Annotated in this window: 26 protein-coding genes and 2 tRNA genes; 10 read left to right on the forward strand and 18 right to left on the reverse strand. The window is 71.8% G+C overall.

What is annotated here, in order from left to right; genetic code table 11:
• Positions 1-356: 356 nt before the first annotated feature.
• A complete protein-coding gene (gene leuD, locus AB4Z02_RS03510) occupies positions 357-950 on the reverse strand; it encodes a 3-isopropylmalate dehydratase small subunit (RefSeq protein ID WP_056883604.1) in 594 nt (197 codons plus the stop codon).
• A complete protein-coding gene (leuC, locus tag AB4Z02_RS03515; RefSeq protein ID WP_056883603.1) occupies positions 950-2,395 on the reverse strand; it encodes a 3-isopropylmalate dehydratase large subunit in 1,446 nt (481 codons plus the stop codon). Before leuC ends, leuD begins: the two co-directional genes overlap by 1 nt.
• Before the next feature lie 141 nt (positions 2,396-2,536).
• On the opposite strand from leuC, the gene AB4Z02_RS03520 reads away from it, so the two are divergent.
• Positions 2,537-3,280, forward strand: a complete 744-nt coding sequence (locus AB4Z02_RS03520; protein WP_056883602.1) for an IclR family transcriptional regulator — start codon at positions 2,537-2,539, stop codon at positions 3,278-3,280.
• A gap of 8 nt (positions 3,281-3,288) precedes the next feature.
• Here the strand turns inward: AB4Z02_RS03520 and AB4Z02_RS03525 are convergent, their stop codons facing one another.
• On the reverse strand, positions 3,289-3,783 hold the full coding sequence (locus AB4Z02_RS03525) for a monooxygenase family protein (RefSeq protein ID WP_441969332.1): 495 nt from the start codon (positions 3,781-3,783) through the stop codon (positions 3,289-3,291).
• 91 nt (positions 3,784-3,874) lie between these two features.
• Here AB4Z02_RS03525 and AB4Z02_RS03530 point away from each other — a divergent pair, with 91 nt between their 5' ends.
• On the forward strand, positions 3,875-4,477 hold the full coding sequence (locus AB4Z02_RS03530) for a MerR family transcriptional regulator (RefSeq protein WP_441969334.1): 603 nt from the start codon (positions 3,875-3,877) through the stop codon (positions 4,475-4,477).
• A gap of 53 nt (positions 4,478-4,530) precedes the next feature.
• Here the strand turns inward: AB4Z02_RS03530 and AB4Z02_RS03535 are convergent.
• The 5 genes from AB4Z02_RS03535 to gltX all read right to left on the reverse strand — a co-directional run bounded on the left by AB4Z02_RS03535 (position 4,531) and on the right by gltX (position 7,098).
• Positions 4,531-4,606, reverse strand: a tRNA-Glu gene (locus AB4Z02_RS03535).
• A 107-nt stretch (positions 4,607-4,713) separates the two neighbouring features.
• Positions 4,714-4,785, reverse strand: a tRNA-Gln gene (locus AB4Z02_RS03540).
• Positions 4,786-4,892: 107 nt separating this feature from the next.
• On the reverse strand, positions 4,893-5,105 hold the full coding sequence (locus AB4Z02_RS03545; protein WP_056883599.1) for a DUF2945 domain-containing protein: 213 nt from the start codon (positions 5,103-5,105) through the stop codon (positions 4,893-4,895).
• Positions 5,102-5,575 (reverse strand): SRPBCC family protein, encoded by a 474-nt coding sequence (locus AB4Z02_RS03550; RefSeq protein ID WP_441969337.1) that lies wholly within the window; start codon positions 5,573-5,575, stop codon positions 5,102-5,104. Before AB4Z02_RS03550 ends, AB4Z02_RS03545 begins: the two co-directional genes overlap by 4 nt.
• Positions 5,572-7,098 (reverse strand): glutamate--tRNA ligase, encoded by a 1,527-nt coding sequence (gene gltX, locus AB4Z02_RS03555; RefSeq protein WP_441969339.1) that lies wholly within the window; start codon positions 7,096-7,098, stop codon positions 5,572-5,574. The genes AB4Z02_RS03550 and gltX overlap by 4 nt, the downstream gene beginning before the upstream one ends.
• Positions 7,099-7,168: 70 nt before the next feature.
• Here gltX and AB4Z02_RS03560 point away from each other — a divergent pair, with 70 nt between their 5' ends.
• Complete coding sequence (locus AB4Z02_RS03560; protein WP_441969341.1) at positions 7,169-7,852, forward strand: DUF2306 domain-containing protein; 684 nt, start codon at positions 7,169-7,171, stop codon at positions 7,850-7,852.
• Between the two features lie 52 nt (positions 7,853-7,904).
• Here the strand turns inward: AB4Z02_RS03560 and AB4Z02_RS03565 are convergent, their stop codons facing one another.
• Complete coding sequence (locus AB4Z02_RS03565; RefSeq protein WP_056883596.1) at positions 7,905-8,675, reverse strand: fumarylacetoacetate hydrolase family protein; 771 nt, start codon at positions 8,673-8,675, stop codon at positions 7,905-7,907.
• An 18-nt stretch (positions 8,676-8,693) separates the two neighbouring features.
• Positions 8,694-9,647 carry a GlxA family transcriptional regulator gene (locus tag AB4Z02_RS03570; protein WP_441969343.1) on the reverse strand — a complete coding sequence of 318 codons (954 nt, stop codon included), beginning with the start codon at positions 9,645-9,647 and terminating at the stop codon, positions 8,694-8,696.
• 95 nt (positions 9,648-9,742) lie between these two features.
• Between AB4Z02_RS03570 and AB4Z02_RS03575 the strand changes: the two genes are divergently transcribed.
• Positions 9,743-9,922, forward strand: coding sequence for a hypothetical protein (locus AB4Z02_RS03575; protein WP_056883594.1), 180 nt, complete (start codon positions 9,743-9,745; stop codon positions 9,920-9,922).
• Positions 9,923-9,936: 14 nt separating this feature from the next.
• Here AB4Z02_RS03575 and AB4Z02_RS03580 read toward each other — a convergent pair whose 3' ends face one another.
• Positions 9,937-10,875 (reverse strand): SGNH/GDSL hydrolase family protein, encoded by a 939-nt coding sequence (locus AB4Z02_RS03580; protein ID WP_441969345.1) that lies wholly within the window; start codon positions 10,873-10,875, stop codon positions 9,937-9,939.
• A 59-nt stretch (positions 10,876-10,934) separates the two neighbouring features.
• On the opposite strand from AB4Z02_RS03580, the gene AB4Z02_RS03585 reads away from it, so the two are divergent.
• Together AB4Z02_RS03585 and argG are read left to right on the forward strand one after the other, a co-directional pair.
• The gene (locus AB4Z02_RS03585) at positions 10,935-11,816 is read left to right on the forward strand and encodes a 3-methyladenine DNA glycosylase (protein WP_441969347.1); all 882 of its coding nucleotides are present in this window, start codon (positions 10,935-10,937) and stop codon (positions 11,814-11,816) included.
• 62 nt (positions 11,817-11,878) lie between these two features.
• Positions 11,879-13,303: an argininosuccinate synthase gene (gene argG / locus AB4Z02_RS03590; RefSeq protein WP_441969349.1), complete on the forward strand. Its 1,425-nt coding sequence runs from the start codon at positions 11,879-11,881 to the stop codon at positions 13,301-13,303.
• A 3-nt stretch (positions 13,304-13,306) separates the two neighbouring features.
• Here argG and AB4Z02_RS03595 read toward each other — a convergent pair whose 3' ends face one another.
• Entirely contained in the window at positions 13,307-13,987 is a 681-nt protein-coding gene (locus tag AB4Z02_RS03595; protein WP_056883590.1) for a response regulator transcription factor, read from the reverse strand.
• Between the two features lie 154 nt (positions 13,988-14,141).
• Between AB4Z02_RS03595 and AB4Z02_RS03600 the strand changes: the two genes are divergently transcribed.
• Positions 14,142-14,567: a response regulator gene (locus tag AB4Z02_RS03600; RefSeq protein WP_156399915.1), complete on the forward strand. Its 426-nt coding sequence runs from the start codon at positions 14,142-14,144 to the stop codon at positions 14,565-14,567.
• A 111-nt stretch (positions 14,568-14,678) separates the two neighbouring features.
• A complete protein-coding gene (locus AB4Z02_RS03605) occupies positions 14,679-16,241 on the forward strand; it encodes a PAS domain-containing sensor histidine kinase (RefSeq protein WP_441969352.1) in 1,563 nt (520 codons plus the stop codon).
• A 391-nt stretch (positions 16,242-16,632) separates the two neighbouring features.
• Here the strand turns inward: AB4Z02_RS03605 and cimA are convergent, their stop codons facing one another.
• The gene (cimA, locus tag AB4Z02_RS03610) at positions 16,633-18,213 is read right to left on the reverse strand and encodes a citramalate synthase (RefSeq protein WP_441969354.1); all 1,581 of its coding nucleotides are present in this window, start codon (positions 18,211-18,213) and stop codon (positions 16,633-16,635) included.
• A gap of 619 nt (positions 18,214-18,832) precedes the next feature.
• Here cimA and AB4Z02_RS03615 point away from each other — a divergent pair.
• Positions 18,833-19,570 (forward strand): M50 family metallopeptidase, encoded by a 738-nt coding sequence (locus tag AB4Z02_RS03615; protein WP_441969356.1) that lies wholly within the window; start codon positions 18,833-18,835, stop codon positions 19,568-19,570.
• 72 nt (positions 19,571-19,642) lie between these two features.
• Here AB4Z02_RS03615 and AB4Z02_RS03620 read toward each other — a convergent pair whose 3' ends face one another.
• Positions 19,643-20,752, reverse strand: coding sequence for a branched-chain amino acid aminotransferase (locus tag AB4Z02_RS03620; RefSeq protein WP_441969358.1), 1,110 nt, complete (start codon positions 20,750-20,752; stop codon positions 19,643-19,645).
• 86 nt (positions 20,753-20,838) lie between these two features.
• Entirely contained in the window at positions 20,839-21,906 is a 1,068-nt protein-coding gene (locus AB4Z02_RS03625) for a 3-isopropylmalate dehydrogenase (protein ID WP_056883585.1), read from the reverse strand.
• 517 nt (positions 21,907-22,423) lie between these two features.
• Here AB4Z02_RS03625 and AB4Z02_RS03630 point away from each other — a divergent pair.
• Positions 22,424-22,963, forward strand: coding sequence for a GNAT family N-acetyltransferase (locus AB4Z02_RS03630; RefSeq protein WP_441969360.1), 540 nt, complete (start codon positions 22,424-22,426; stop codon positions 22,961-22,963).
• Between the two features lie 100 nt (positions 22,964-23,063).
• Here AB4Z02_RS03630 and serA read toward each other — a convergent pair whose 3' ends face one another.
• The 3 genes from serA to ilvC form a co-directional block, all read right to left on the reverse strand.
• Entirely contained in the window at positions 23,064-24,650 is a 1,587-nt protein-coding gene (serA, locus tag AB4Z02_RS03635) for a phosphoglycerate dehydrogenase (RefSeq protein ID WP_441969362.1), read from the reverse strand.
• A gap of 122 nt (positions 24,651-24,772) precedes the next feature.
• On the reverse strand, positions 24,773-25,249 hold the full coding sequence (locus AB4Z02_RS03640; RefSeq protein WP_441969364.1) for a DedA family protein: 477 nt from the start codon (positions 25,247-25,249) through the stop codon (positions 24,773-24,775).
• Positions 25,250-25,285: 36 nt separating this feature from the next.
• Positions 25,286-26,314, reverse strand: coding sequence for a ketol-acid reductoisomerase (gene ilvC / locus AB4Z02_RS03645; protein ID WP_056883580.1), 1,029 nt, complete (start codon positions 26,312-26,314; stop codon positions 25,286-25,288).
• Between the last annotated feature and the right edge of the window lie 83 nt (positions 26,315-26,397).

Raw genomic sequence — 26,397 nt, forward strand, 5'->3', positions numbered from 1 at the left:
GTCCGACGCGGTGGGCGGCCGAGCCTGTGCCCGACTTGAGTCTGACGTTAGGGCGCAACGGGGGCCCCGTCCACCATCCGGACCAGCTGATCCATTGTGTCGCAACGGATTCAGGCGCTCGGGAGTACTCCGCGAGGCTCAGTAGGCGCGTCGCGCACCGTTGGAGGGATGTGCCTCGCGCCAGACCAGACGGCCATGCAGTTGCGTTGCGAGGCAACGCAATTCGCCCACCCAAGTGGAGTCGGCGACACCGTACCGCGACGCCGAGAGGGCCCGGGCACACCCCGCCCGGGCCCTGCGACGGCGAACCAGCCGGTCCGCCAAAGGTTTTCGTCGCCGTGTCGGCGCGCCGGACCTCAGCCCGCCTTGGTCGACGGCTTCCAGGAGGGTCGACGAGCCTCGAAGTCGGTCACGTCCTGCTCGTGACGGAGCGTCAGGCTGATGTCGTCGAGGCCCTCGAGGAGGCGCCACCGGGTGTAGTCGTCAACCTCGAAGGGGGCCACGATGTCGCCCGCTGTGACGCTCCGGGACACGAGGTCGACGGTCACCGAGGCGCCCGGCTCGTTCTCGAGGTACTTCCAGATGAGCTCGATGTCGTCCTGGGCCAGCTGCGCGGTCAGGAGGCCCTGTTTGCCGCTGTTCCCCCGGAAGATGTCGGCGAACCGGGATGACAGCACGACCCGGAAGCCGTAGTTCATCAGGGCCCAGACCGCGTGCTCGCGCGACGAGCCCGTCCCGAAGTCGGGGCCGGCCACGAGCACCGACCCGGCGGAGTACGCAGGGTTGTTGAGGATGAACGTCTCGTCGCGCCGCCAGGCAGCGAAGAGGCCGTCCTCGAAACCGGTGCGAGTGACCCGCTTGAGGTAGACCGCGGGGATGATCTGGTCGGTGTCGACGTTGCTGCGCCGCAGCGGCACGCCGATCCCGGTGTGGGTGGTGAAGGCCTCCATCACTTGCTCCCCTCGCTCGAGGCGCCCGGGGCACCTGCGGTGGCACCGACCTCGACGAGGTCGGCGGGGCTGGACAGCGTGCCGCGCACGGCGGTGGCGGCGGCGACCAGCGGGCTGACCAGGTGGGTCCGACCGCCCTTGCCCTGCCGGCCCTCGAAGTTGCGGTTGGAGGTGGAGGCGCTGCGCTCCCCAGGCGCGAGCTGGTCGGGGTTCATGCCGAGGCACATGGAGCACCCGGGCAGGCGCCACTCGGCGCCGGCCGCGGTGAAGACCCGGTCCAGCCCCTCCTGCTCGGCCTGGACCCGCACGCGGGCCGAGCCGGGGACGACGAGCATCCGTACGCCGTCGGCCACCCGCCGGCCCTTGACCACCTCGGCGGCGGCGCGCAGGTCCTCGATGCGGCCGTTGGTGCAGGAGCCGACGAAGACCGTGTCGACCTTGATCTCGCGCAGCGGCGTGCCGGCCGTGAGTCCCATGTACTCGAGGGCGTGGCGAGCGGCGGCCTTCTCGTTGTCGTCGCCCATCGTCTCGGGGTCGGGGACGGCGGCGCTCAGCGGCAGGCCCTGACCGGGGTTGGTGCCCCAGGTGACGAACGGCGTCAGGGCGTCGGCGTCGAGGTGGACCTCGGCGTCGAACACCGCGTCGTCGTCGCTGCGCAGCTGCGACCACTCGGCGACGGCGGCGTCCCAGTCGGCGCCGGTCGGGGCGTGGTCGCGGCCCTGCAGGTAGTCGAAGGTCGTCTGGTCGGGGGCGATCATGCCCGCGCGCGCACCTGCCTCGATCGACATGTTGCACACCGTCATGCGGGCCTCCATGGACAGCGCGCGGATGGCGCTGCCTCGGAACTCCAGGACATAGCCCTGTCCCCCGCCGGTGCCGATCTTGGCGATCACGGCGAGGACGATGTCCTTGGCGGTCACGCCCGGCTGGAGCTCGCCCTCGACGTTGATGGCCATGGTGCGGAAGGGCTTGAGCGGCAGCGTCTGCGTGGCCAGGACGTGCTCGACCTCGGAGGTGCCGATGCCGAACGCCAGCGCGCCGAACGCCCCGTGGGTCGAGGTGTGGCTGTCCCCGCAGACGATGGTCATGCCCGGCTGGGTCAGGCCGCGCTGGGGCCCGACCACGTGCACGATCCCCTGCTCGGCGTCACCCATCGGGAACAGGCGGACCCCGAACTCCTCGCAGTTGCGGCGCAGGGTCTCCACCTGGGTCCTGCTGACCAGGTCGGTGATGGGTCCGGGGGTCGTCGGGACGTTGTGGTCCTCAGTGGCGAGGGTCAGGTCGGGCCGGCGCACCGGGCGCCCCGCGAGCCGCAGGCCGTCGAAGGCCTGGGGCGAGGTGACCTCGTGGACGAGGTGGAGGTCGATGTAGAGCAGGTCGGGCTCACCCTCCGCCCGACGCACCACGTGGGCGTCCCACACCTTCTCGGCCAAAGTTCCTGACACGTCTCCCACTCCTCCGTCGCGTCCTGCGTGCTGCACGCGCGCGTGCGCCTGGGGGCGCCACGCCGCGCGGTTCTCCGAGGTTGGCACGCACGACACGCCCACGGATTTGCGTCTCATCCGATGAGACGGCAATATCATCCCATGGACAACACGAGTGGAGTCGGCGTTCTCGACAAGGCGGCCATCGTCCTGGGCGCCCTCGAGGCCGGGCCGTCGACCCTTGCGCAGCTGGTGACCGCCACCGGTCTCGCCCGCCCGACGGCCCACCGGCTGGCCGTCGCCCTCGAGCACCACCGGCTCGTCACCCGCGACCTGCAGGGCCGCTTCGTGCTGGGGCCGCGCCTCGCCGAGCTCGCTGCCGCCGCGGGCGAGGACCGGCTGCTCGCCGCCGCAGGCCCCGTCCTCGGGGCCCTGCGCGACCACACCAACGAGAGCGCCCAGCTCTTCCGCCGCCAGGGCGACCACCGCATCTGCGTCTCCGCCGCCGAGCGCCCGGTCGGCCTGCGCGACTCCATCCCGATCGGCGCCACGCTGTCGATGCTCGCCGGCTCCGCCGCCCAGGTGCTCCTCGCCTGGGAGGAGCCGGACCGGCTGCACCGCGGGCTCCACGGGGCCAAGTTCACGGCCACGACCCTCTCGGGCGTCCGTCGCCGCGGCTGGGCCCAGAGCGTCGGCGAGCGCGAGGCCGGGGTCGCCTCGGTCTCGGCGCCGGTGCGGGGGCCCTCGGGCCGCGTCGTGGCTGCCGTCTCCATCTCGGGTCCCATCGAGCGCCTGTCCCGCCAGCCGGGACGCCTGCACGCGGCCACGGTCATCGCCGGCGCCAACAAGCTCACCGAGGTCCTCGCCCGCCACCACGCCCAGCAGCAGCAGCAGAACCACGCCTGAGGGCTCCCCTACCGCCCGGGGGCTGCGATCCGCTCGCGGGCCGTCTCGCCACGGCGACCCACGGGGACCGTGCCCGCGATCGCTGCGAGCCCGAACGGCGCGGGCCCGGCGTAGATGCTCTCCGCCGACGACACGGCATACGTCTCGTGCCAGATCGTCACGGCCGACGGATCGGTGCCGGCGGCGCGGTAGAAGGCCAGCCATGCCGGCCGGTGCTCGAGCGGGGTCGCGTTGGCGTAGGCGTAGATGTCGTCGACGCTGCGCCACCACTGGATCATCGTCGTGCCGAGGCCGTGCACGGTCGACCGGCTCCCGAGGTAGCCCAGCGACTCGGCCTCGCCGCGGGCAGCGGCGGCCTTGTTGCGCTCGAGCTCGACGATCATCCTGGGCATCGCCCGCACCGCGGAGCCGACGACGCCCACCCGCCACGGCTTGTGGACCCGCAGGCCGATGAGGAAGACCGCCAGGGGGCCCTCGTAGGCGTGGGTGACGCGCTCGACCATGACGTTCTCCTTGGATAGTGCCGCTGTCCATTGACTCTTCTGCCATATTGGGCAGTAGCACTATCCGATGTCAAGACCAGGAGCGGAACCGATGCGCATCTCCGAGCTCGCCGAGACGACCGGCGTGCCCGTGCACACCCTCAAGTACTACCTGCGCGAAGGGCTGCTCATGCCCGGCGAGGCGACGAGCCGCACCCGCGCGGAGTACGGCGCCGAGCACGTCGAGCGGGTGCGGCTCGTGCGTGCGCTCGTCGAGCACGGCGGGGTGGGCATCGCCGGCGTGCACTCGATCCTCGCGGCCCTCGCCGCTCCCCCGCCCTCGCGCCACGAGCTGCTGGGGGTCGCCCACTGCGCGCTGCCGACGCCGGGCGACCAGGGGCCGGTCAGCGACGAGGTCGCCGCGCTGGTGGACGACCTCGGCTGGCCGGTGTGGCCCGAGGCGCCGGCCCTGCGGGCGCTGAGCGCAGCGGTGGCCGCGGCGCGCGCCGCCGGCGTGGAGCTGTCCACCGGGTCGCTGCGCCGCTACGCCGCGGCGATGGCCGACGTCGCCGCGGTGGACCTCGACGTGGCGCTGGCCGCCGAGAGCCCGGCCGCAGCGATGCACACCGTCGTGGTCGGCACCGTGATGGTGGACCCCGTGCTCGTCGCGCTGCGGCGGCTCGCGCAGGAGTCGGTCAGCGCCCGACGCGGATGAGCCGGGGCAGACATAGAAGGCCCCCGCCCTACTGGGCGGGGGCCTTCGCGAACTGGTAGCCCCGACGGGATTCGAACCCGCGCTACCGCCTTGAGAGGGCGGCGTGCTAGGCCGCTACACAACGGGGCCCTAGCTGGTCGCCCGGCGCCTTGCGGCTCCGGGCAGCGGAGAGAACCTTACCGAAAGGTTGGGGATTTCTCCGAATCGGCGTGTGTCCCAAGGGACTTGCGCCTGAGCTGGGGTACCAGGACTCGAACCTAGAATGACGGTACCAGAAACCGTAGTGTTGCCAATTACACCATACCCCAAGGGGTATCACGCCCCGCGCGCCCGAAGGCCTTCAGGGGGTGAACCGAGAAGCGATACTACCGGTCGGCCGGACCCTGCCCAAATCGGCTCCCGCCGGCCACTGCGGTCAGGACTCGCGGAGCTCGCTGCGCAGCTTGAGGACGGTCGTGCCGTCCTCCTGCTCGATGACGTAGGCAGGGTCGTCATCACTGCCGTCGCGGGTGATCTCGGACCCCTTGACGGTCCTCGTGACCTTATCGTGGTGGACCTCGGCGATGGTCCCCTCGGCCGTCCCCTGGCCCCAGGACCAGGAGACGGAGCTTCCCTTGCGCAGGCTCATCGGCGATCTCCTTCTCGAGCGGTGCGGGCGTCGGCCTCGGCGACGGACTTCAGCGTGACCAGCGTCTGCTCGATGCCGCGACGGTTGCGCGCAGGGAAGCCGAGCGCCTCGATGAGCAGTCGCTGCGGCGCGGCATACATGGAGTAGTCGAACGACTCCGTCACGCGGGTGCCGCCCTCGGCGGTCGGCTCGAGCTCGTAGCGCCAGCGGTGGCCGCCGAAGTGCCGCCAGGCGATGAGCCGGCCCTCCTCGAACTCCACGACCTGGTTGCTGATGCGGTAGGGCACCCCGGCCAGCTTCATGTCGACACCGAACGTCGCCCCGCGCTCCAGCCGCTGCGGCCCTGACACGGTGTCGCGCACCGAGCCGGAACCGTCGATGCGGGCGTGCTGGCGCGGGTCGGCCAGGATCGCGAACACGGTCGCGGCCGGGGCGTCGACGTCGATGGACGACGAGACGACCCGGCTCATGCCGCGAGCTCGTCGCGCAGGCGGGTCAGGCGCGCCAGGGTCGAGGCCTTGCCCAGGATCTCCATCGACTCGAACAGCGGCGGGCTGATGCGCTGGCCCGACACCGCCGTGCGCAACGGGCCGAACGCGAACTTCGGCTTGATGCCCATGCCCTCGACGATGGCCGATCGCAGGGCCGCCTCGATCGCCGCCGCGTTCCACGCACTCTCGTCGCCGAGGACGCCGCCACGCGAGTCGTCGACGGCGGTGAGGGCCTCGACGGCCGCGGTCAGCACCGCGCCGGCGTCGTCCTTCAGCTGCGCCCGCGCGTCGTCGGCCACGACGACCTCGTCGTCACCGACGTAGAAGGGCCCGACCAGGGCGGCGGCCTCGGTCAGCAGGGCCATGCGGGTCTGGATCAGCTCGGTGACCTTGGCCAGCCGCGCGAGCTGCCCGAGGCTGGGGTCCGCCGGCAGGACGCCCGCGCGCTCGAGGTAGGGCAGCAGGCGCGAGGCGAGCTCCTCGACGGGCAGCTGGCGGATGTGCACCCCGTTGAGCCACTCGAGCTTCTTGAGGTCGAAGATCGGTCCGACGGGGTTGACCTTGCGCCAGTCGAAGTCGGCCGAGAACTCCTCGAAGGTGAAGACCTCGACGTCCTCGCCGCTCTCCCCCTCCTTCGGCGGGTAGGCCAGCAGAGCGAGGAAGTTGACCAGCGCCTCAGGGAGGTAGCCCTCCTCGCGGAACCACGTCAGCCGTGCCGCGGGGTTCTTGCGCTTGGAGATCTTGGACTTGTCGGTGTTGCGCAGCAGGGGCATGTGCGCCCACTTCGGCGGCTCCAGCCCGAGCCAGCGGTAGAGCAGGATGTGCTTGGGAGTGCTGGAGATCCACTCCTCGCCGCGCACGACGTGGGTGATGCCCATCTCGTGGTCGTCGACGACGACGGCAAGGTGGTAGGTCGGGAACCCGTCGGCCTTGAGGATCACCTGGTCGTCGGGGCGGGGCGCGGAGACCCGGCCGCGGATGAGGTCCTCGAAGTGCAGCTGTACGTCCTCGGGCACGAGCATCCGCACGACGGGGGTCTCGGAGAACCCCGGCAGCTGCGCCCGCTCCTCGCGCGTCTTGCCGTGGCAGAGGCGGTCGTACCCGGTGGGCTGCTTGGACTTCTGCTGGATCTCGCGCATCGTGGCGAGCCGCTCGGTGGAGCACCAGCAGTGGTACGCCTTGCCCTCGGCGAGGAGCCGCTCGACGTACGGGCGGTAGGTGTCGAGGCGCTCGGACTGGCGGTACGGCGCGTAGGCGCCACCGACGTCCGGCCCCTCGTCCCACTGCAGCCCCAGCCAGTGCAGCGTGTCGAAGACCTGCCGCTCGCTGTCCTCCCGGAACCGTGCGCGGTCGGTGTCCTCGATGCGCAGCACGAACCTGCCACCCTGCTGGCGCGCGAACGCCAGGTTGAACAGGGACATGTAGGCGGTGCCGACGTGGGGGTCGCCGGTCGGGGACGGGGCGACGCGCAGGCGGGGGGCGGTGGGGGTCTGCTCACTCATGGTGGACCCGATTCTAGGGAGCGAACCGCAGGGGGTGGCTTTCCGGGGCGGACCGGCCCAGACTGCCAGCGTGGCGGGGGTGGCGCAGCAGGGGCGCACGGGACGGCCGCGGCCGGTGGCGGTCGTGATCGGCGTCCTGGTGACGATCGTGCTGGTGTTCTTCGTCCGACGCCTCGTCACGGACGCGCCCCACGTCCTCGACGGCACCGTGCCGGACGACGACCTCGCCGAGAAGTACGTCGCGCACCCGTGGCTGGCCTACGGGCACATGGTGCCGGGCGTCGTGTACCTGCTCGGGGCGCCGCTCCAGCTGTCGCACCGCTTCAGGAGCCGGCACTACACCCTGCACCGGCGGCTGGGTCGGGTGCTGCTCGGGTGCGCCCTGCTGTCGGGCGCGCTGTCCGTCGTCCTCGGCATCGTCTTCGCCTGGGGCGGCGGCGCCGAGACGACGGCAACCCTGGTGTTCGGGTCGTGGTTCGTCGCGTGCCTGGTGCTGGCCTTCCTGGCCATCCGGGGCGGACACGTGGCGCAGCACCGCCGGTGGATGGTGCGTGCGTTCGCCGTCGGGGTGGGCGTGGCCACGATCCGCATCTGGGTGGGGGTGTTCACCGGGATCGAGCTCGGCCTGTTGGGTATGCAGGACCGCACGATGCCGCTGCGGGCCACCTTCGGTGTGGCGTTCTGGCTGGGGCTGACCATGCACGTGGCGTTCGCCGAGTGGTGGTTGCGCCGCACCCCCGCCCTCGACGGGTGAGCCGGTCAGGTGAGGGGTACGGCGCGGGGCCGGCCCCACGCCACACCTCGCCTCAGCGGCGGACGAACGGGTTGGACAGGGTGCCGATGCCCTCGATCTCGACCTCGACCCGCTGGCCCTCCTCGACCGGGCCGACCCCGGCCGGCGTGCCGGTGAGGATCACGTCACCGGGCAGCAGGGTGAACGCCTTCGAGGCGTGGGAGACCAGGGCAGCGACGTCGTGGACCATGTCAGCCGTCGTGCCGTCCTGGACGACCTCGCCGTCGCGGCGCGTGCGCAGCCTCAGGTCGGCAGGGTCGAGGTCGGTCTCGATCCAGGGCCCGATCGGGCAGAAGGTGTCCATGCCCTTGGCGCGCGCCCACTGGCCGTCGCCACGCTGCAGGTCGCGCGCGGTCACGTCGTCGGCGCAGGTGTAGCCGAAGACGACCTTGGGGACCTCCTGCGGCTCGATGTCCTTGCACAGCCGGCCGATCACCACCGCGAGCTCGCCCTCGTAGTGGACCTCGGTGGTCAGGTCGGGGATGACCACGGGCTCGCCGGGGCCCACGACCGCGGTGTTGGGGATGAGGAACATCAGCGGCTCGGCCGGCGCCTCGCCACCCATCTCCTTGGCGTGGTCGGCGTAGTTCTTGCCGATGCCGATGACCTTGCTGCGCGGGATGACCGGCGCGAGCAGCCGCACGTCCTCGACGAGGTGTGTCACCCCGGTCAGCTCGATCTTCGTGTAGAGCGGGTCGCCGGTGATCTCAGCGATCTTCTCCCCTGCCCCGTCGACCAGCCCGAAGACCGGGTCCTCACCCGTCGTGAATCTCGCGATGCGCATGCACCCGAGACTAACCGCCTACCGCGCGGAGAACTCCCGGCGGTAGCGCTGGGGCGAGGTGCCGACCACGGACTGGAAGTGCGTGCGCAGCAGTGCCGCCGAGCCGAAGCCGCTGTGGGTGGCCACCGAGTCGACCGGGAGGTCCGTCTGCTCCAGCAGCTCGCGGGCACGCAGCACGCGCTGCTGCACGATCCAGCGGTGCGGCGTCGTCCCGGTCTCGGCGACGAACCGCCGGGCGAAGGTGCGCTCGGACATCATCGCCAGCCGCGCGAGGTCGGGCACGGTGTGCGGCTCGTCGAGGTTCTCGGTGATGTGGTTGAGCACCGGCTGGATGCTCTCGCAGCTGGTCTCGGGCAGCGGCGACTCGACGTACTGGCGCTGGCCGCCGTCGCGCTGGGGCGGTACCACCATCCGGCGCGCGATCCGGGTCGCGACCGCGGAGCCGAGCTCGCGGCGTACGAGGTGCAGGCAGGCGTCGATGCCGGCGGCGGTCCCGGCGCCGGTGATGATCGACCCCTCGTCGAGATACAGGACGTCCATCGAGACCCGTGTGCGGGGGAAGCGCCGGGCGAACTCGTCGGCGTAGCGCCAGTGCGTCACGGCGCTGCGTCCGTCCAGCAGGCCCGTCTCCCCCAGCACGAACGCGCCCGTGCAGATGGACAGGATGGTGGCGCCCCGGCGGTGCGCCTCGCGGATCGTCTCGAGCAGCGCCTCGGGGTACTCGTCGCGGACGCCCCCGGCGGGGATGACCACCAGGTCGGCGTCGACGGCGTCGGCCCACGTGTGGCTGGGGACGAACTGGCCGCCGCTGGTCGTGTCCACCGGTGCGCCCGCGCGCTCGCCGCAGGTGAGGAAGGTGAAGGGCGGCACCCCGTCGTCGGTGCGGTCGAGGCCGAAGACCTCGCACGCCACCGACATCTCGAACATGGCCATGGGGTTGGAGGCCAGGGCTGCGACCGTCGTGAGCGCCATACCGTCCATGGTGCCACGTCACATGGCAGAAATAGTGCCTTGTGCGTCAGTTCTGCCACTCGTGGCTGGATCTTGCCGAGCGCATGATTACTGACATGACCATTCTCCTGCTCCTGGCCTTCGTCACCACCGTCGTCGCCGCCCTCGAGCGGCACCACCGCCGTACGTGGTCGCTGCCCCGCGCACCGCACGGCGCAGACTCCACGATCGCCTTCATCGACCTCGACCACGACGTCGACCGCGTGCTGCACGACGTCGAGGCCCACCGCGCCTGAACCTCCCCCCGAGCTCAGCGCAGCTGGCGCACCACAGCTCGCGCCATCACCGCGTAGCCCGCGTCATTGGCATGGAAGTCGAAGCGCGGCGGGGCCATCCACGTCCACGTGACGATGCGGGCGAGGTTGGTCGGCAGGGTGCCGATGTCCTTGACGACCGTCGGGGTCGTGACGGTGGTGTCGAAGGCGCTCGCGACGTCGGCCACCCGCGCACCGCTGGCCCGCGCGCTGCCGGCGATGCTGGCGTTGACCTTGGCGAGCTCGGCCACCGACCGCTGCCCCGGACCCGTCCCACCCGAGTTCCCCAACAGGTCGAGCACCAGGAACGGGTCGTAGTAGTTGAGGACGACGACCTGCACGTGCGGGGCCGCAGCGCGCAGCCGGCTCGTGATCTGGGGCAGGTTGGTCCTCAGAGTCGCGAGCGCCGGCCCCGTGCACGACGGCTCGAGCCCGCCGAAGCCGCACCGGGCGACGTCGTTGCCGCCGATGTCGAGGGTCACCAGGCGCACGTCGGCCGCATGGGCCCGCAGGAACTGCTCCGCCTCGGCCAGCTGCGTGCCCCGGTCGTAGGTGCACCCGCCACCCCGCAGCATCGAGGTCGTCGTCTCACCGGAGCAGGCGAGGTTGACCAGCTCGGTCGGGCCGTCGCGGACCTCGACCGCCTTGCGCACGGCGCCGACGTAGCCCTGCGTGCGGTGGTCGCTGCCGTTCTGGAAACCGGCGGCGAGCGAGTCCCCCAGGGCGAGGTGGTAACCCGTCCCTGACGGAGCCGGGCCCGGGGTGGTGACGGCCTCCCCGGCCCGAGGCACGTCGGCCGACGTCGTCGGCGGCGCGGACGTCCCGCCGGCCTGGGGAGTGTCACTGAAGCGGCCGGACGCGAAGCCGACGACGGTCCCCGCGCCGACGAGCAGCACGAGCACCGTCACCACCGCGGCGAGGGTCCGTCTGCTCATGGGGGCCACGGTGCCACGCCTTGCTGGGAGCCCGGCCGTGCGGGTTACCCTTGCCGGCGATGGAGTCCCTGGTGCTGACGCGTGAGCTGTGGCGTGCCCTGGAGCTCTCCCACGAGCAGCGGGCCGACGGGGCCACCGAGGCGCACCGCGGCCGCCGCAGCGACCGGGTCGCCCACCCCGTCGAGGACTTCCTCTTCACCTACTACCCGTTCCGGCCCGCGCTCCTGCGTCGCTGGCACCCGGGCCCGGGCGTGGTCCTCGAGGACGCCGCCGGGCTCCCCCGCGCCGGGTGGAAGCACTACCGCGAGGTGGGGCGCGACGTGGAGCTGGACGTCGCGGGATACCTGGCCGCCCGCGGTGGGACCGCGGAGTTCGTCCGCGAGCTGCTCACAGCGACCGCCGCCCGGCCTGCCCAGCTCGGCTGCTTCGGTCTGCACGAGTGGGCCATGGTCTACCGCCAGGACGTCGACGAGGTGCGGCACCGCGACTGGCCCCTGCGCCTCGGTGCCGACGGGACCGACGCCGTGGTCGACGGCCTGCAGATCCGGTGCACCCACTTCGACGCGTTCCGCTTCTACACGCCGCCGGCGCGCTCGCTCAACCTGCTGCAGCCGACGCGCGAGACGCAGGTCGCCCTCGAGCAGCCCGGCTGCCTCCATGCCGGGATGGACCTCTACAAGTGGGCCATGAAGCTCGCGCCCGCGGTCCCCGGCGACCTCGTCCTCGACTGCTTCGACCACGCCCGGGCGATCCGCGAGCTCGACATGCGCGCCTCGCCGTACGACCTCTCCACCCTCGGCTACGCGCCCGTCCGGGTGGAGACACCGGCCGGGAGGGCGGAGTACGCCGCGGCGCAGCGCGGGTTCGCCGAGCGCGGCCAGCTGCTGCGCGACCGGCTCGTCGCCGCGATCGACGCCGTGCGCGCCCTCGCGCCCGCGTGAGCCGGCGCCCGCAGGGTGGTCCGTTTCGTGGCCGCGACGGCCGGGGCCCTAGTCTGGGCGCCGTGTCCAAAGTTCTGACGTCCCTGCCCGTTGGTGAGCGTGTCGGGATCGCCTTCTCCGGCGGTCTGGACACCTCGGTCGCTGTTGCCTGGATGCGTGAGAAGGGTGCGGTCCCCTGCACCTACACCGCCGACCTCGGGCAGTACGACGAGCCCGAGATCGACACGGTGCCCAGCCGCGCCGGCCAGTACGGCGCCGAGCTCGCGCGCCTCGTCGACTGCCGCAGCGCGCTGGTCGAGGAGGGTCTGTCCGCGGTGGCCTGCGGCGCGTTCCACATCCGCAGCGGTGGCCGCACCTACTTCAACACCACGCCGCTCGGCCGCGCCGTGACCGGCACGCTGCTCGTGCGCGCCATGAAGGAGGACGGTGTCGACATCTGGGGCGACGGCTCCACCTTCAAGGGCAACGACATCGAGCGCTTCTACCGCTACGGACTGCTGGCCAACCCCTCGCTGCGCATCTACAAGCCGTGGCTCGACGCCGACTTCGTCAACGAGCTCGGCGGACGCCACGAGATGTCCGAGTGGCTCACCGCGCGCGACCTTCCCTACCGCGCCAGCGCCGAGAAGGCGTACTCGACGGACGCCAACATCTGGGGTGCGACGCACGAGGCCAAGACGCTCGAGTTCCTCTCGGAGTCGATGGAGGTCGTCGAGCCGATCATGGGTGTGCGGTTCTGGGACGAGTCGGTGGCGATCGCCCCCGAGGACGTCACCGTGCGGTTCGAGCAGGGTCGCCCGGTCGCCATCAACGGCAACGACTTCGGCGGGGACGCCGTCGCGCTCGTCCACGAGGCCAACACCGTCGGCGGCAGGCACGGGCTCGGCATGTCCGACCAGATCGAGAACCGCATCATCGAGGCCAAGAGCCGCGGCATCTACGAGGCGCCCGGCCTGGCCCTGCTGCACCTCACCTACGAGCGCCTCCTCAACGCGATCCACAACGAGGACACGATCGCGAACTACCACGCAGAGGGCCGCCGCCTCGGACGACTGCTCTACGAAGGCCGCTGGCTCGACCCGCAGTCACTCATGCTGCGCGAGTCGCTGCAGCGCTGGGTCGCCTCCGCGGTCACCGGTGAGGTCACCGTGCGGCTGCGTCGCGGCGACGACTACTCCATCGTCGACACGACCGGCCCGGCGTTCAGCTACCACCCCGAGAAGCTGTCGATGGAGCGCACCGAGGACGCAGCGTTCGGTCCCGTCGACAGGATCGGCCAGCTCACGATGCGCAACCTCGACATCGCCGACTCGCGGGCCAAGCTCGAGCTGTATGCCGCGCAGGGCCAGCTGGTCGCGCGGCACCAGGCGCTCGTGGGCGACCTCGAGCCCGGTGGTGCCAAGGCGATCTCGTCCAACCCGTTCGTGAAGTCCGAGGGCGATGACGAGGCGCTCGACCGCGCGGCGATCGAGTTCGGCACCGACTGACGGCTACTGCGGCGGCGAGAGCAGGCCGCGCTGGATCGCGATCGACATCGCCTCCAGCTTGCTGTGGGCGCCGAGCTTCGCCGACAGGTTGGCGACGTGGTTGCGGACCGTGTTGACGCTCACCGTCAGCTCCTCCGCGATCGCCGCGTTGGACAGGCCCTGGGCGAGCATCGCCAGCACCTCCTCCTCCCGACGCGTGAGCGTGGGGGCGGGCGCGTTGACCCTCGTCAGCCGTGGGAGCAGCCGCGCGAGCATCTCGGCCGAGACCGAGGCCTCACCCTGCGACGCCGCCCGCACCGCCGACGTCACCTCGGCGAGGCTGCGGGTCTTGGAGAGGAAGCCGGCCGCGCCGGCCTGCAGCGCCCGCACGAGCACGTCGTCCGAGCTCGACCCCGTGAGCACCAGGACGTTCATGCTGGGGCGCAGGGCCTTCAGGTCGGCGATGGCGTCGACACCGTCGCCGTCGGGCAGCCGCCGGTCGAGGACGAGCACGTCGGGCGCGCTGGACTGCACCCGCGCGCGGGCCTGGGCCAGGGTTGCGGCCACGCCGACGGAGACGATGTCGGGCTCGTCCTCCAGCACACGGGCAAGGCTCGCCGCCATCACCTCGTGGTCGTCGACGATCAGCACCCTGATCGGCTGGTCGGTCCGGTGCATGCGGTGCGCACCGTCGGCTTCACTCATGGATGGGCCCCTCCTCCGCGCCTAGTATCCATGCACTAGGCCCCCCGGCGCGCGCGCACTGCCCGGCCGGGGCCCGCGAGCGCGACCATTGACCTTCCAGGTGTCGTCGACCCAGCCGTCCCCGCGCCCCCCTCCAGGACAGACAGGCAGGCACGTGTCAGCGGTTCGTGTGCTCATCGCCGACGACCACCCCCAGATGCTCGGGGCCCTGGCCCACGTCGTCGACTCCGACGACCGCTTCACCGTCGTCGGCACCGTGACGACCGGGGACGACGCCATCCGCCTCGCCGGGGAGATGGACGTCGACGTCGCCCTGCTCGACGTGCGCATGCCCGGGGGCGGCCCGGCCGCGGTCCGGGCCCTGCACGCCCTGCCCTCCCCGCCAGCCGTGGTGGCGGTGTCGGCCGAGACGTCCGCCGGCACGGTGGCTGCCATGGTGCGGGCGGGCGCTGTCGGCTACCTGGCCAAGGGCAGGATCGGGGAGACCCTGCCCGAGGTGCTGGCGCGCTGCGCCGCGGGCGAGGTCGTCCTCGCCACCGGGTCCGGTGCCGGCGCCCTGAGGCTGCTGCTGGACCGCTGACGCCCTGCGTCGCACCGTGGTGCCTGCACCGCGTCATGCCTACGATGGGCCACGAGTGGCCGGGGTGGGTGGCCGCGTGGCTCGTGCAGGACGACGTGAGGGGACCGCGGGATGACACAGGACACGTGGCTGTCGGCCGAGGGCGGGATCGAGGTCGGCCCGCAGGTCGTCTTCGGGATGGACGCGAACGGGACGTGCACGACCTCGGTCGGCCCCGGCCTGGCGGCCCTCGGGTTCGCCCCGGGCGAGCTGGTCGGCCAGAACCTGCGCGAGGTCTACCGCGACGACCCGCTCGGCACGGAGGCGCTCGACGCGGCACTGTCCGGCGAGCGATACCACGGCGAGCGCGAGTACCTCGGGCGCCGGCTGGCGCTGTACTTCGAGCCGATCCACGACGAGGCCGGGGTGCTGACCGGGGCCGTGGGCATCGCGACCGACGTGACGGAGCAACGTCGCGCCGAGGCCCAGGCGCGCGCACAGGCTCGTCGCACCCTCGAGCTGGCCGCTGACCTGAGCCGCTTCAAGGCGCTCGTCGAGGCCTCCCCCGACTTCATCGCCATCGCCGACCTCGACGGCGCCGTGGAGTACGTCAACCCCGGTGGGCGCAAGCTCATCGGCATGGCCCTGGACGCCGACGTGTCCGCGACGACGATCTCCGACTACCTCACGCCGGAAGGGCTCGAGCTGTCCGTGGAGGTCGAGCAGCCCGCGGTCGTCCGCGACGGCCACTTCGAGGGCGAGACGACGCTCAAGCACCAGGACGGGCACGCGATCCCGGTGGCCGTCGCCAGCTTCCTCATGTTCGACGTGGCCACCGGCGCCCCGTTCGCCCTCGCCACCGTGCAGCGCGACATCAGCGATCGGGTCGCCGCCGACCGGGCCATGGCCGACCTCCTCGAGCAGCGGACCGCGCTCCTCACCCGGCTCGTGGACGCCCAGGACGCCGAGCGCGCGCGGATCGCAGCCGACGTGCACGACGACCCGGTGCAGGCCGTCGCGGCCGTCGACCTGCGCATGGGCCTGCTGCGCAAGCGACTTCGTGAACAGGCCCCCTCGCTGATGTCCGAGCTCGACGGGCTGCAGGAGACCCTGGGAGCGGCGACCGACCGGCTGCGGTCACTGCTGTTCGACCTCGAGCCCCCCGAGCTCTCGGTCAGCGGGCTCGCCGGAGCGCTCCAGCGGGCCACCGAGGAGATCTACGAGGGCACCGGCGTGCGGGCCCGTGTGGACGGCAGCTCCGAGCCGGTGATGCCGGAGGCGACCCGGGCAGTCGCCTACCGCATCACCAAAGAGGCCCTCGTCAACGTCCTCAAGCACGCCCGGGCCACTCAGGTGCAGGTGGCGCTCGCCGCGGTCGACGGTGGCCTGCAGGTCGAGGTCCACGACGACGGCGTCGGCCCCGGGGATGCCCTCGGCGCCTCGGCCCCCGGACACCGGGGTGTCTCCGGCATGCGCGACCGCGCCACGCTCGCAGGCGGCCACTGCACGGTCGGGGACAGCCCGCTGGGTGGCACGCTCGTGTCGCTCTGGCTCCCCGGCCCGACGGCAGCACCAGCGGCGGCTCCGGGCCTCGGGGCGGGTCTCGGCCTCACCCTCGCGGCGAGCCGGAGCACGAGTCTCGGCTTCGCCCAAGGCATTCCGGACGCGTCGACCTCCACCGCCGCCCGTGGCTGAGGCACCACACGGCGCGGGACACGCGGGGTGGGGCACCGTAGGGTGCGTGCGCACTAGAGGGGCTGGGGCGGGGGCACCGTGACGGCAGGTGAACGCTGGCGCATCGTGGTGGTACGCCGGTCGGCCTGCGTCCCCTGAGGGCCGGCCGGCGCTCGACCTCCCGACACCGTTCCTGGTGTCGATGTACTAGTGGAGATGCGACGCAGGCATCGGTTCACCCCCCTGCGACACCGGCCAGACTGGTGCCAAGAGCTCGGGTGGTCCCCCTCGCGTCATGCGCACCGGAGCTCGCGTGACGAGCACCGTTCGGCCCTACCCCCCTGCAACCGGGGCCGATCGGTGCTCGTCCCCTTTTCGGGACACGGCGATGGACGACCGCCGGCCTCACGCCCTACCGGACGGGCACCCCGGCCCGGACCAGTCCGTAGGTGACCCCCTCGACGAGCGCCCGCCAGGACGCCTCGAGGATGTTGCCGGCCACCCCGATGGTCTCCCACGAGGTCTGCCCGTCCGAGGTCTCGATGAGGACGCGGGTCACCGCATCCGTGCCGTGCGCAGCGTCGAGGATGCGCACGCGGAAGTCGATGAGCTCGAGCTTGGCCAGCTCCGGGTAGGCCGGCATGAGCGCCTGCCGCAGCGCGTGGTCGAGGGCGTTCACCGGTCCGTTGCCCTCGCCGGTGGCCACGACGCGCTCACCCCCTGCGCGCACCTTGACGGTGGCCTCGGACAGTGCGTCCTCGTTGCCTCGGGCGTCGGTGATCACGCGCCACGACTCGACGTCGAAGAACTCGTAGCCGTGGCCCTCGACCTCGCGACGCAGGAGCAGCTCGAAGGACGCGTCCGCGGCGTCGAAGGTGTAGCCGCGCAGCTCGAGGTCCTTGACCGTCGCGAGGACCCGCGAGAGCAGCTCGTCGTTGCCGGCCAGGTCGTAGCCCATCTCTCGGCCCTTGAGCTCGATGCTCGCACGGCCGGCCATGTCGGAGACGAGCATGCGCATGTCGTTGCCGACGTGGACGGGGTCGGTGTGCTGGTAGAGGTCGGGGTCGATCCGGATGGCGCTGGCGTGCAGACCGGCCTTGTGGGCGAACGCGCTCGCGCCGACGTAGGGCTGGCGGCTGTAGGGCGGGACGTTGGTGATCTCGCTGATGGCATGGGCGATTCGCGTCGCCTCCCGGAGACGCCCGGTCTCCAGCAACGGCAGCCCGCGCTTGATCTGCAGGTTGCTCACGACGGTGAGGATGTCGGCGTTGCCGGTGCGCTCGCCGTACCCGTTGACCGTCCCCTGCACGTGCGTCGCGCCCGCCTCGACCGCGGCCATCGAGTTGGCCACGGCGCAGCCGGTGTCGTTGTGGCAGTGGATGCCGACGCGGGCCGACGTGGTGCCGACGGTGTCGGCGACGACCGCGGCCACCTGGTCGGGGAGCATGCCGCCGTTGGTGTCGCACAGCGCCACCACCTCGGCGCCCGACTCCATCGCCGCGCGGACCACCTCGAGGGCGTAGCCGCGGTCCGCGGCATACCCGTCGAAGAAGTGCTCTGCATCGAGGAAGACGCGCCGGCCCTCCGCGGTCAGGAACGAGACGGTGTCGCGCACCATCTCGAGGTTCTCCTGCACCGTCGTGCGCAGGGCCGTCTCGACGTGCCGGACGTGCGACTTGGCGACGAGGGTGACGACGGACGCGCCGGAGTCAAGGAGGGCGCGGACCTGCGGGTCGTCGGCCGCGCGACCGCCGACCCGCCGGGTCGCCCCGAACGCCGCGAGCGTGGCGTTGCGCAGCCGCAGCTCCTGCTGGGCGCGGGCGAAGAACTCGGTGTCCTTCGGGTTGGCGCCCGGCCAGCCACCCTCGATGAAGCCGACCCCCAGCTCGTCGAGGTGCGCCGCGATGGCGAGCTTGTCCGACACGGAGAGGTTGAGTCCCTCCTGCTGCGCACCGTCGCGCAGGGTGGTGTCGTAGACGTGCAGGTCGCTCATCGTGGTGGTTCCCGTCGGGTCATCGGAGTCGGGTGGTGCTGGGTGGCTTCACAGGCCGTGGGTCCTGGTGGTTCATTCTCCGCCGCCGCGCCTCCGTGGCCGGGGGTGGCGACCGGCGGAGGTCCTGACAAAGCAAAAGACCCCCCGGGTGCGGGAGGTCTGCGCGACGAGGAGGTCTCGTCGCGCTAGTCGATAATCACCATGGCGGTCGCCATGTGCCAGGAGGTCACGAGAGCACTGTGACACGCGACGTCCGCAGGTTGAACCCCCGGTCCGGATCGTGGTCACCCCGCGCCATACCCCGCCCTCGGCGGCCATACCCCGCCCCCGAACCCGGGACCGACACCCCGGCCCCATACCCGCCCCCGCGCCTTGCACCTTGCACCGAAGTCTGGGACTTCGGGCCGACACCGGCCCCCATGCCCCGAGGTCTGGGACCTCGGGCCAACACCGGCCCCCATGCCCCGAGGTCTGGGACTTCGGGTCAAAAGCCCGCTCATGCCCCGAGGTCTGGGACTTCGGGGTATGAGCGCCGCCGCCTCGGGTGCTACCCCGCCCGATGCCCCGTCCGCACCCAGCCCGGTGGGGGCTGCACAGCCTCGACCGGGAGGATGTCCCGGTGCACCCGACCTCCCTGGCCCCGTCGACCACCGGCAGCGACCTCTGGAACCAGGTGAGCGCCCGGCTGCAGCCCGAGCCGCTGTCGACCCCGACCACGAGCGGGCTCTGGACGGTGCTGGTGACCGTGGTCGTGGTCATCGGCGTGCCGGCCCTGTGGCTGCGGTCGCGGGTCGTGGTGACCGTCGTCCACGAGCTCGGGCACGGCCTCGTGGGGATGCTGTTCGGGCGAAGGTTCACCGGACTGGTTCTGCGCGGCGACATGTCGGGCCACGCCGTCACCGTCGGCCCGGCGCGAGGCATCGGCCGGGTCCTGTCGACCTGGGCGGGGTACCCGGCTCCGGCCCTGGTGGGCGCGTTCGCGGTCCATGCCGCGGGCGCGGGATGGGCGCCACCCGCCCTGGCCGCGACCGGACTGGTGCTGATCGCCTGCCTCGTCCGGGTGCGGTCGCTCTACACGGCTGTCGTCATGGTCGCGCTGACCGTGGTGACCGGCGCGCTGTCGTGGCAGGGCGGTGCCAGGCTCCAGGGTGCGGTGGTCCTGGGTGTGGGCATCTTCCTGCTGGTCGGGGCCTGGCGGCACCTCGGCGCCGTCGTGGCCCAACCCTCCCCCGGCTCCGACCCGGGGGTGCTCGCCCGCCTCACCCACCTCCCGGCGTGGACCTGGAACGCCGGGTACGTCGTCGTGCTGGCCGCCGCGAGCTGGTGGGCGCTGCGCAGCGTCCTCGCGATGGTGTGAGGCCTCCCGGCCACGGGCCGGACACGACAGCGCGCCGGCCCGTCATGGACCGGCGCGCAGCCGCAGCTTGCGTCAGGCCAGGCGGGTGAGCCAGTGGTAGGTGTCCTCGGCGCGGCCGTACTGGATGTCGAGCAGCTTCTCGCGGATGGCGCGGGTGACCGGCCCGTAGTCGACGCCGCCCCGGTGGTCGCAGCTCCCGCCCTCCCACCGCAGCTCGCCGACCGGCGTGATCACGGCTGCCGTGCCGCACGCGAAGATCTCGGTGATCTCGCCGCTGGCGGCGCCGTCCTTCCACTCCTGGATGGGGATGCGCCGCTCCTCGGGCTCGAGGCCCATCTCCTTGGCGAGGGCCAGCACCGACGACCGGGTGACGCCCTCGAGGATGGAACCGGTGAGCTCGGGGGTGATGAGCCGGTTGTCGCGCGTCACGAAGAACAGGTTCATGCCGCCGAGCTCCTCGACGTAGGTGTGCGTCGAGGCGTCGAGGAACACCGCCTGGTCGCAGCCGTGCTCGATGCCCTCGAGCTGGCCGGCCAGGCTGGAGGCGTAGTTGCCGCCGCACTTGGCGGCGCCGGTGCCGCCGTCCCCCGCGCGGGCGTAGTCGGTGGTGAGCCACAGCGTCACCGGCTTGATGCCGCCGCTGAAGTACGCGCCTGCCGGGGAGGCGATGACCGAGTACGTCACCTCGGCGGCAGGGCGGACCCCGAGGAAGGCCTCCGACGCGTACATGAACGGGCGCAGGTAGAGGCTCGCCTCCCCCGTCGTGCCGGACGGCACCCACGCCTGGTCGACCTCGACGAGCGCCTTGAGCGAGGCGATGAAGTCCTCTTCCGGCAGCTCGGGGAGGGTCATCCGGCGGGCGCTGCGGATCATGCGCTGGGCGTTGGCCTCGGGGCGGAAGGTCCAGATCGACCCGTCCTCGTGCCGGTAGGCCTTCATGCCCTCGAAGATCTCCTGGGCGTAGTGCAGGACCGCCGCCGACGGCATGAGGGAGATGGGCCCGTATGCCGTCACCTTGCCGTCGTGCCACCCCTGCCCCTTGGTCCACGTCGCCGTGACCATGTGGTCGGTGAACGTGGTTCCGAACCCGGGGTTGGCCAGTACCGCCTCGCGCTCCGCTTCCGGCCGCGGGTCGGTGCGGCGGGTGACCTCGAAGGTCAGCGGGGCGGTGGTCTGGCTCATGGAGTCCTCCTGCGTCGTTGCGGATCTCCTGCCGAGGTTACCTGCCTGGCTGGCACCCCCGGCAGGAGACTCAGCGCAGCCGCGACTCAGAGGCGGGAGGCGATCGCGTCGCCGACCTCGGTGGTGCTGCGTACCCGGTCGCCGCGCTCTGCGAGGTCCGCGGCGACCGCGCGCTCGACCGCGGCGGACGCCTCGGGCAGCCCCAGGTGCTCCAGCAGCATGGAGACCGACAGGATCGTCGCAGTGGGGTCGGCCTTGCCCTGGCCCGCGATGTCGGGAGCCGACCCGTGCACCGGCTCGAACATGCTCGGGGTGGTGCGCTCGGGGTTGATGTTGCCGCTCGCCGCGAGGCCGATGCCGCCGGCGATGGCCGCCGCGATGTCGGTGATGATGTCGCCGAACAGGTTGTCGGTGACGATGACGTCGAACCGGCCCGGGTCGGTCGCCAGGAAGATCGTCGCGGCGTCGACGTGCTGGTAGGCGGTCTCGACGTCGGGGAACTCCGCGCCGACCTCCTCGACGGTCCGGCGCCACAGGTGCCCTGCGTGGGTCAGGACGTTGTGCTTGTGCACCAGCGTGAGGTGCTTGCGCGGCCGCGCCGCGGCGCGGGCGAAGGCGTCGCGGACGACGCGCTCCACCCCGAAACGGGTGTTGATGCTCACCTCGGTGGCGATCTCCTGCGGCGTGCCGGTACGCAGCGAGCCACCGTTCCCGACGTAGGGCCCCTCCGTGCCCTCACGCACGACGACGAAGTCGATGCCGTCGGGGGCGACCCGCTCGACCGCCAGCGGGCTCTGGACGCCGGGGTAGAGCTTGGCCGGCCGCAGGTTGACGTAGTGCTGCAACGCGAACCGCAGCGGCAGCAGCACCCCGCGCTCGAGGACACCACTCGGGACCGTCGGGTCGCCGATCGCCCCGAGCAGGATCGCGTCGTGGCCGCGCAGCTCGTCCAGGACCGAGTCCGGCAGGGTCTCGCCCGTGGCGTGCCAGCGACGCGCCCCCAGGTCGTAGTCGGTGGTGTGCACCTTGGGACCGGAGCCACCGGTCACGGCGTCGAGCACCTTGAGGCCCTCGGCGACGACCTCGGGCCCGATGCCGTCCCCGCCGATGACGGCGAGGTTGACGGTGTCAGGGGCGGTGGGGTGCGGAGCCATGGAGGCAGCCTAGGAGGGGTCTTGCAGTCTGATATCGACGTCTCACATGACGAACGGCCCCGGCGCGCTGCCTGGGGCCGTTCGTCGTGGGGTGCACTGTCGCACCCGCGGTGATGGGGCTGCGTCAGTCGTCGGAGTGGCCCTGCTCGCGCAGGTCCATCGACTCCTGCAGTGCCTGACGTGCCTTCTGTGCCTCTTCGCTCATGCGGATCAGTCCTTCGCGGATCTCCCTGTGCGACACAGGGATTGGATGTCTGGGGATGGGGTGGAGCTCTGCGGGGGCCACTCCCGGATGACGGGGTGCCACGGTCAGCCGTGCACGCGGGATCTCCGCGGCGAGGTGGCTGACTACCGGAGCTCGCCGCGGCGGATAAGAATTACGAACCGCTGCGCCATGTCTTCGAGATTAGGTGGACGTCCAACTATTCGGTACCCGGTTCCCACGCAGTGAGACGCCTCTGGACGGGAGGGCGGTCCTGGGGCTTCCCCGTCCGCCGCGGCGTCCTAGGGTGGGCCGGTGCTCGCCGATGGCTACGTCCTGCGCCCCCTGTCGGCGGACGACTCCCCCGCCCTGGCCGCCGCCGCAGCCCGCAACCGCGAGCACCTGCGCCCCTGGGAGCCCTCGCGCCCAGAGTCCTTCTTCACCGAGGCGGGCCAGCGTGAGGTGGTCGCGGGGCGCCTGCGCCAGGTCGAGCTCGGGCTCTTCGACTGCTGGCTGCTGTGGCACGGGGACGACGTCGTCGGGTCCGCCAACCTCCAGAACATCGTCATGGGGGCGATGCGCGGCGCCGACGTGGGCTACTGGGTCGACCACGGCCACCTGCGCCGCGGCCTGGCCGTCGCCCTGCTGCAGCACCTGGTGCAGCGCGGCCACGACCTGGGGCTGCACCGCCTCGGTGGCAGCACCATGGTGGCCAACGTCGCCTCCCAGGGCGTCCTGCGCCGGTGCGGCTTCGAGGAGGTGGGCCGGATCCCGGCGTTCCTCTACCTCGACGGCGACTGGCGCGACAGCCTGCTGTTCAACCGCGTCCTCCACGACGGTCCCCCGCGCGGCTGACCCAGCCGGGTCCCGCCTGCGACCCGCACACGGGTACGCCGCCCGCTCGGGTGAGCGGGCGGCGTACCGGGATGCCTCACGGCACCGGGTGTGTCAGAGGTCAGCCGGCGAGGTCGACCACGCTGACCTCGGCCCCCACCTCGGAGACGATGGCCTGCAGGACGTCGGCCGGGATCGCGCTGTCGACGGTCAGGGCGACGAGCGCCTGGCCGCCCTTCTCGTTGCGGGCGACCTGCATTCCGGCGATGTTGACCTGCGCGTCACCGAGCAGGCGACCCACCGTGCCGATGACGCCGGGGCGGTCGACGTAGGTGAAGAACGCGAGGTGGTCGGTGAGCGGCACCTCGATGTCGAACCCGTTGACGCCCACGATCTTCTCGATCAGCCGCGGGCCGGTGAGGGTGCCCGAGACGCTGACCGACGAGCCGTCGGCCAGGGTGCCGTGCAGGGTGGTGACGTTGCGGAAGTCCTGCGTCGACGGGTCGGTCAGCAGCCGCACCTCGCAGCCGCGCTGCTCCGCGAGCAGCGGCGCGTTGACGTAGGTCACCGGGTCCTCGGTCACGTCGGTGAACAGGCCCTTGAGGGCAGCCAGCTTCCAGATCGAGACGTCGTGCGCGGTGATCTCACCCTTGACGTCGACGTCGAGCTGCACCGGCACCGACCCCGCGAGCGAGGTGAAGATGCGGCCGAGCTTCTCCACGAGCGCGATGCCCGGGCGGACCTCCTCGGGCACGGCGCCACCTGACACGTTGACGGCGTCCGGCACCAGGTCGCCACCGAGGGCGAGCCGCACCGACTTCGCCACGGCCACGCCGGCCTTTTCCTGCGCCTCGTCGGTGGAGGCACCGAGGTGCGGGGTCACGACGACGGACTCGAATTCGAAGAGCGGGCTCTCCGTCGTGGGCTCCTTGGCGAAGACGTCGATGCCCGCGCCCGCGACGCGGCCCTCGCGCAGTGCCTCGGCCAGGGCCTCCTCGTCGACGATGCCGCCGCGGGCGGCGTTGATGATGCGCACGGTGGGCTTGACCTTGGTGAGCGCCTCCTTGCCGATGAGGCCGAGGGTCTCGGGACTCTTGGGCAGGTGGACGGTGATGAAGTCGCTCTGCTCGAGGAGCTCGTCGAGCGTGACGAGCTGGGCGCCGAGCTGCCCCGCGCGCTGCGCCGAGACGTACGGGTCGTAGGCGAGGATCTCGACGCCGAAGCCCTTGAGCCGCTCGGCGACGAGCTGGCCGATCCGGCCGAAGCCGACGACGCCGACCTTCTTGTCGAGCAGCTCGACGCCGCCGTACCTGCTGCGCTTCCACGCGCCACCCTTGAGCGCCTGGTTGGCGGGGGCGATGTTGCGGGCCGTGGAGAGCAGGAGGCCGACCGCGAGCTCTGCGGCGGAGGTGATGTTGGAGGTCGGGGCGTTGACGACCATCACACCGGCCTGCGTCGCGGCCGGGACGTCGACGTTGTCCAGGCCCACGCCGGCGCGGGCGATGACCTTGAGGTTCTTCGCCGCGGCGATGGCCTCGGCGTCCATCTTCGTGGCGGAGCGGATCAGCACGGCGTCGACGTCGGCCAGCGCCGGCAGCAGGGCCTCGCGGGACGCGCCGTCGACGTTGCGCACCTCGAAGTCGGGCCCGAGGGCGTCGATGGTGGCGGGCGAGAGTTCCTCGGCGATCAGGACGATCGGCTTGCTCACAGGTCAGTCCTCTGGGGTGGGAAGGGCGTGGTCAGAAGGTGTTCCGGCACCGCGCTGTGCCGTCGCCAGCATAGGCGCGCTCTCACCATGTGGATGCAGTGGCTCGACATCTGGAACGCACGTCACACCGCGGCAGGCCTGCGGCGCAGCCGGGAACCCACAGCCAGAGAGGTCGCGACGAGCAGCGCCACGGCGGCCAGACCGCCGACCGCCCAGGGCCAGGCGAGGCCGTCCACCCACGCCCGGGCCACCGCGAACCCCACGGTCGTGTAGAGGGCGGCCCAGGCGAGCGAACCCACCACCGTCGCCGGCAGGTAGCGCGACATCGGCATCCGCAGCGACCCGGCCGCGGCGTTGACGGCGGTCTGCAGGCCGACCGTGAGGAACGACAGCGTCACGACCGGCGCACCCAGCCTGCGGACCACGCCCTCTGCCCGGGCCACGACGGGACGGTCGAGGTGACCCGCGAGGCGGCTGCGCCCACCTCCGTGGCGCAGCCCGCGACCGGCCCAGTAGGTCAGGTGGGACCGTGCCACGCCGCTGGCGAAGAACAGGGCGAACACGGCCGCATACGGCCAGCCGTCGACGAGGTGGTCCACGGCGCCCACCCTAGGGCGCCGTGGAACACCGTCCGGTCAGCGGGCCGCGGAGCCCTCGACGTAGTCGTTGTCGGTGTCCTTGATCCACGACATGAGCTTGCGCAGGTCCTTGCCCGTGGCCTCGATCGGGTGCTGGGCACCCTTCTCGCGCAGGGACGTGAACTCCGGGGCGCCGGCGTCCTGGTCCTCGATGAAGCGCTTGGCGAACGCGCCGTTCTTGATGTCGGCGAGCACCGCCTGCATGTTCTCCTTCACCCGCGGGTCGATGACGCGCGGGCCGGAGACGTAGTCGCCGTACTCGGCCGTGTCGGAGACCGACCAGCGCTGCTTGGCGATGCCGCCCTCGACCATGAGGTCGACGATGAGCTTGAGCTCGTGGAGCACCTCGAAGTAGGCGATCTCCGGCTGGTAACCCGCCTCGGTGAGGGTCTCGAAGCCGTACTGGACCAGCTGGCTCGCACCACCGCAGAGGACCGCCTGCTCGCCGAAGAGGTCCGTCTCGGTCTCCTCGGTGAAGGTCGTCCTGATGCCGCCGGCACGCAGGCCGCCGATCGCCTTGGCGTAGGACTTCGCGAGGTCCCACGCGGTGCCGGACGGGTCCTGCTCGACGGCCAGGAGCACCGGCACGCCGCGGCCGTCGACGTACTCGCGGCGCACGAGGTGGCCGGGCCCCTTGGGGGCGACCATGAGCACGTCGGAGGTGGCGCGCGGCTTGATGTAGTCGAAGCGGATGTTGAAGCCGTGCCCGAAGAGCAGAGCCGCGCCCTCCTTGAGGTTGGGCTCGATCTCGTTGGCGTAGACCGTGCGCTGCACCTGGTCGGGGGTCAGGATCACGACGAGGTCGGCCTCCTTGACCGCCTCGCCGACGGTCTTGACCGTCAGGCCCTCGGCCTCGGCCTTCGCCCGGCTCCTGCTGCCCTCGGCCAGGCCGACGCGGACGTCGACCCCCGAGTCGCGCAGGTTGAGCGCGTGGGCGTGCCCCTGGCTCCCGTAGCCGATGACGGCCACCTTCTTGCCCTGGATCACACTCAGGTCAGCGTCGTCGTCGTAGAACATCTCGGCCACGGTGGCCAACTCCTTCGGTTGCGGGTTTCGTTGTGGTTCTTGGGGATCGGTCGGTTCACGGTATGCCGCGTGCTCCCACGGCG

The organism is Pedococcus sp. 2YAF34 (genome assembly GCF_052114585.1).
In the GTDB taxonomy this organism is placed as follows: Bacteria; Actinomycetota; Actinomycetes; order Actinomycetales; family Dermatophilaceae; genus Pedococcus.

What these genes read in the sequence shown, in the direction of transcription:
- leuD (WP_056883604.1), bottom strand. Translation starts at nt 950, where the DNA reads ATGGAGGCCTTCACCACCCACACCGGGATCGGCGTGCCGCTGCGGCGC.
- AB4Z02_RS03520 (WP_056883602.1), top strand. Translation starts at nt 2,537, where the DNA reads ATGGACAACACGAGTGGAGTCGGCGTTCTCGACAAGGCGGCCATCGTC.
- AB4Z02_RS03525 (WP_441969332.1), bottom strand. Translation starts at nt 3,783, where the DNA reads ATGGTCGAGCGCGTCACCCACGCCTACGAGGGCCCCCTGGCGGTCTTC.
- AB4Z02_RS03530 (WP_441969334.1), top strand. Translation starts at nt 3,875, where the DNA reads ATGCGCATCTCCGAGCTCGCCGAGACGACCGGCGTGCCCGTGCACACC.
- AB4Z02_RS03545 (WP_056883599.1), bottom strand. Translation starts at nt 5,105, where the DNA reads ATGAGCCTGCGCAAGGGAAGCTCCGTCTCCTGGTCCTGGGGCCAGGGG.
- AB4Z02_RS03550 (WP_441969337.1), bottom strand. Translation starts at nt 5,575, where the DNA reads ATGAGCCGGGTCGTCTCGTCGTCCATCGACGTCGACGCCCCGGCCGCG.
- gltX (WP_441969339.1), bottom strand. Translation starts at nt 7,098, where the DNA reads ATGAGTGAGCAGACCCCCACCGCCCCCCGCCTGCGCGTCGCCCCGTCC.
- AB4Z02_RS03565 (WP_056883596.1), bottom strand. Translation starts at nt 8,675, where the DNA reads ATGCGCATCGCGAGATTCACGACGGGTGAGGACCCGGTCTTCGGGCTG.
- AB4Z02_RS03570 (WP_441969343.1), bottom strand. Translation starts at nt 9,647, where the DNA reads ATGGCGCTCACGACGGTCGCAGCCCTGGCCTCCAACCCCATGGCCATG.
- AB4Z02_RS03575 (WP_056883594.1), top strand. Translation starts at nt 9,743, where the DNA reads ATGACCATTCTCCTGCTCCTGGCCTTCGTCACCACCGTCGTCGCCGCC.
- AB4Z02_RS03580 (WP_441969345.1), bottom strand. Translation starts at nt 10,875, where the DNA reads ATGAGCAGACGGACCCTCGCCGCGGTGGTGACGGTGCTCGTGCTGCTC.
- AB4Z02_RS03585 (WP_441969347.1), top strand. Translation starts at nt 10,935, where the DNA reads ATGGAGTCCCTGGTGCTGACGCGTGAGCTGTGGCGTGCCCTGGAGCTC.
- AB4Z02_RS03595 (WP_056883590.1), bottom strand. Translation starts at nt 13,987, where the DNA reads ATGAGTGAAGCCGACGGTGCGCACCGCATGCACCGGACCGACCAGCCG.
- AB4Z02_RS03605 (WP_441969352.1), top strand. Translation starts at nt 14,679, where the DNA reads ATGACACAGGACACGTGGCTGTCGGCCGAGGGCGGGATCGAGGTCGGC.
- cimA (WP_441969354.1), bottom strand. Translation starts at nt 18,213, where the DNA reads ATGAGCGACCTGCACGTCTACGACACCACCCTGCGCGACGGTGCGCAG.
- AB4Z02_RS03620 (WP_441969358.1), bottom strand. Translation starts at nt 20,752, where the DNA reads ATGAGCCAGACCACCGCCCCGCTGACCTTCGAGGTCACCCGCCGCACC.
- AB4Z02_RS03625 (WP_056883585.1), bottom strand. Translation starts at nt 21,906, where the DNA reads ATGGCTCCGCACCCCACCGCCCCTGACACCGTCAACCTCGCCGTCATC.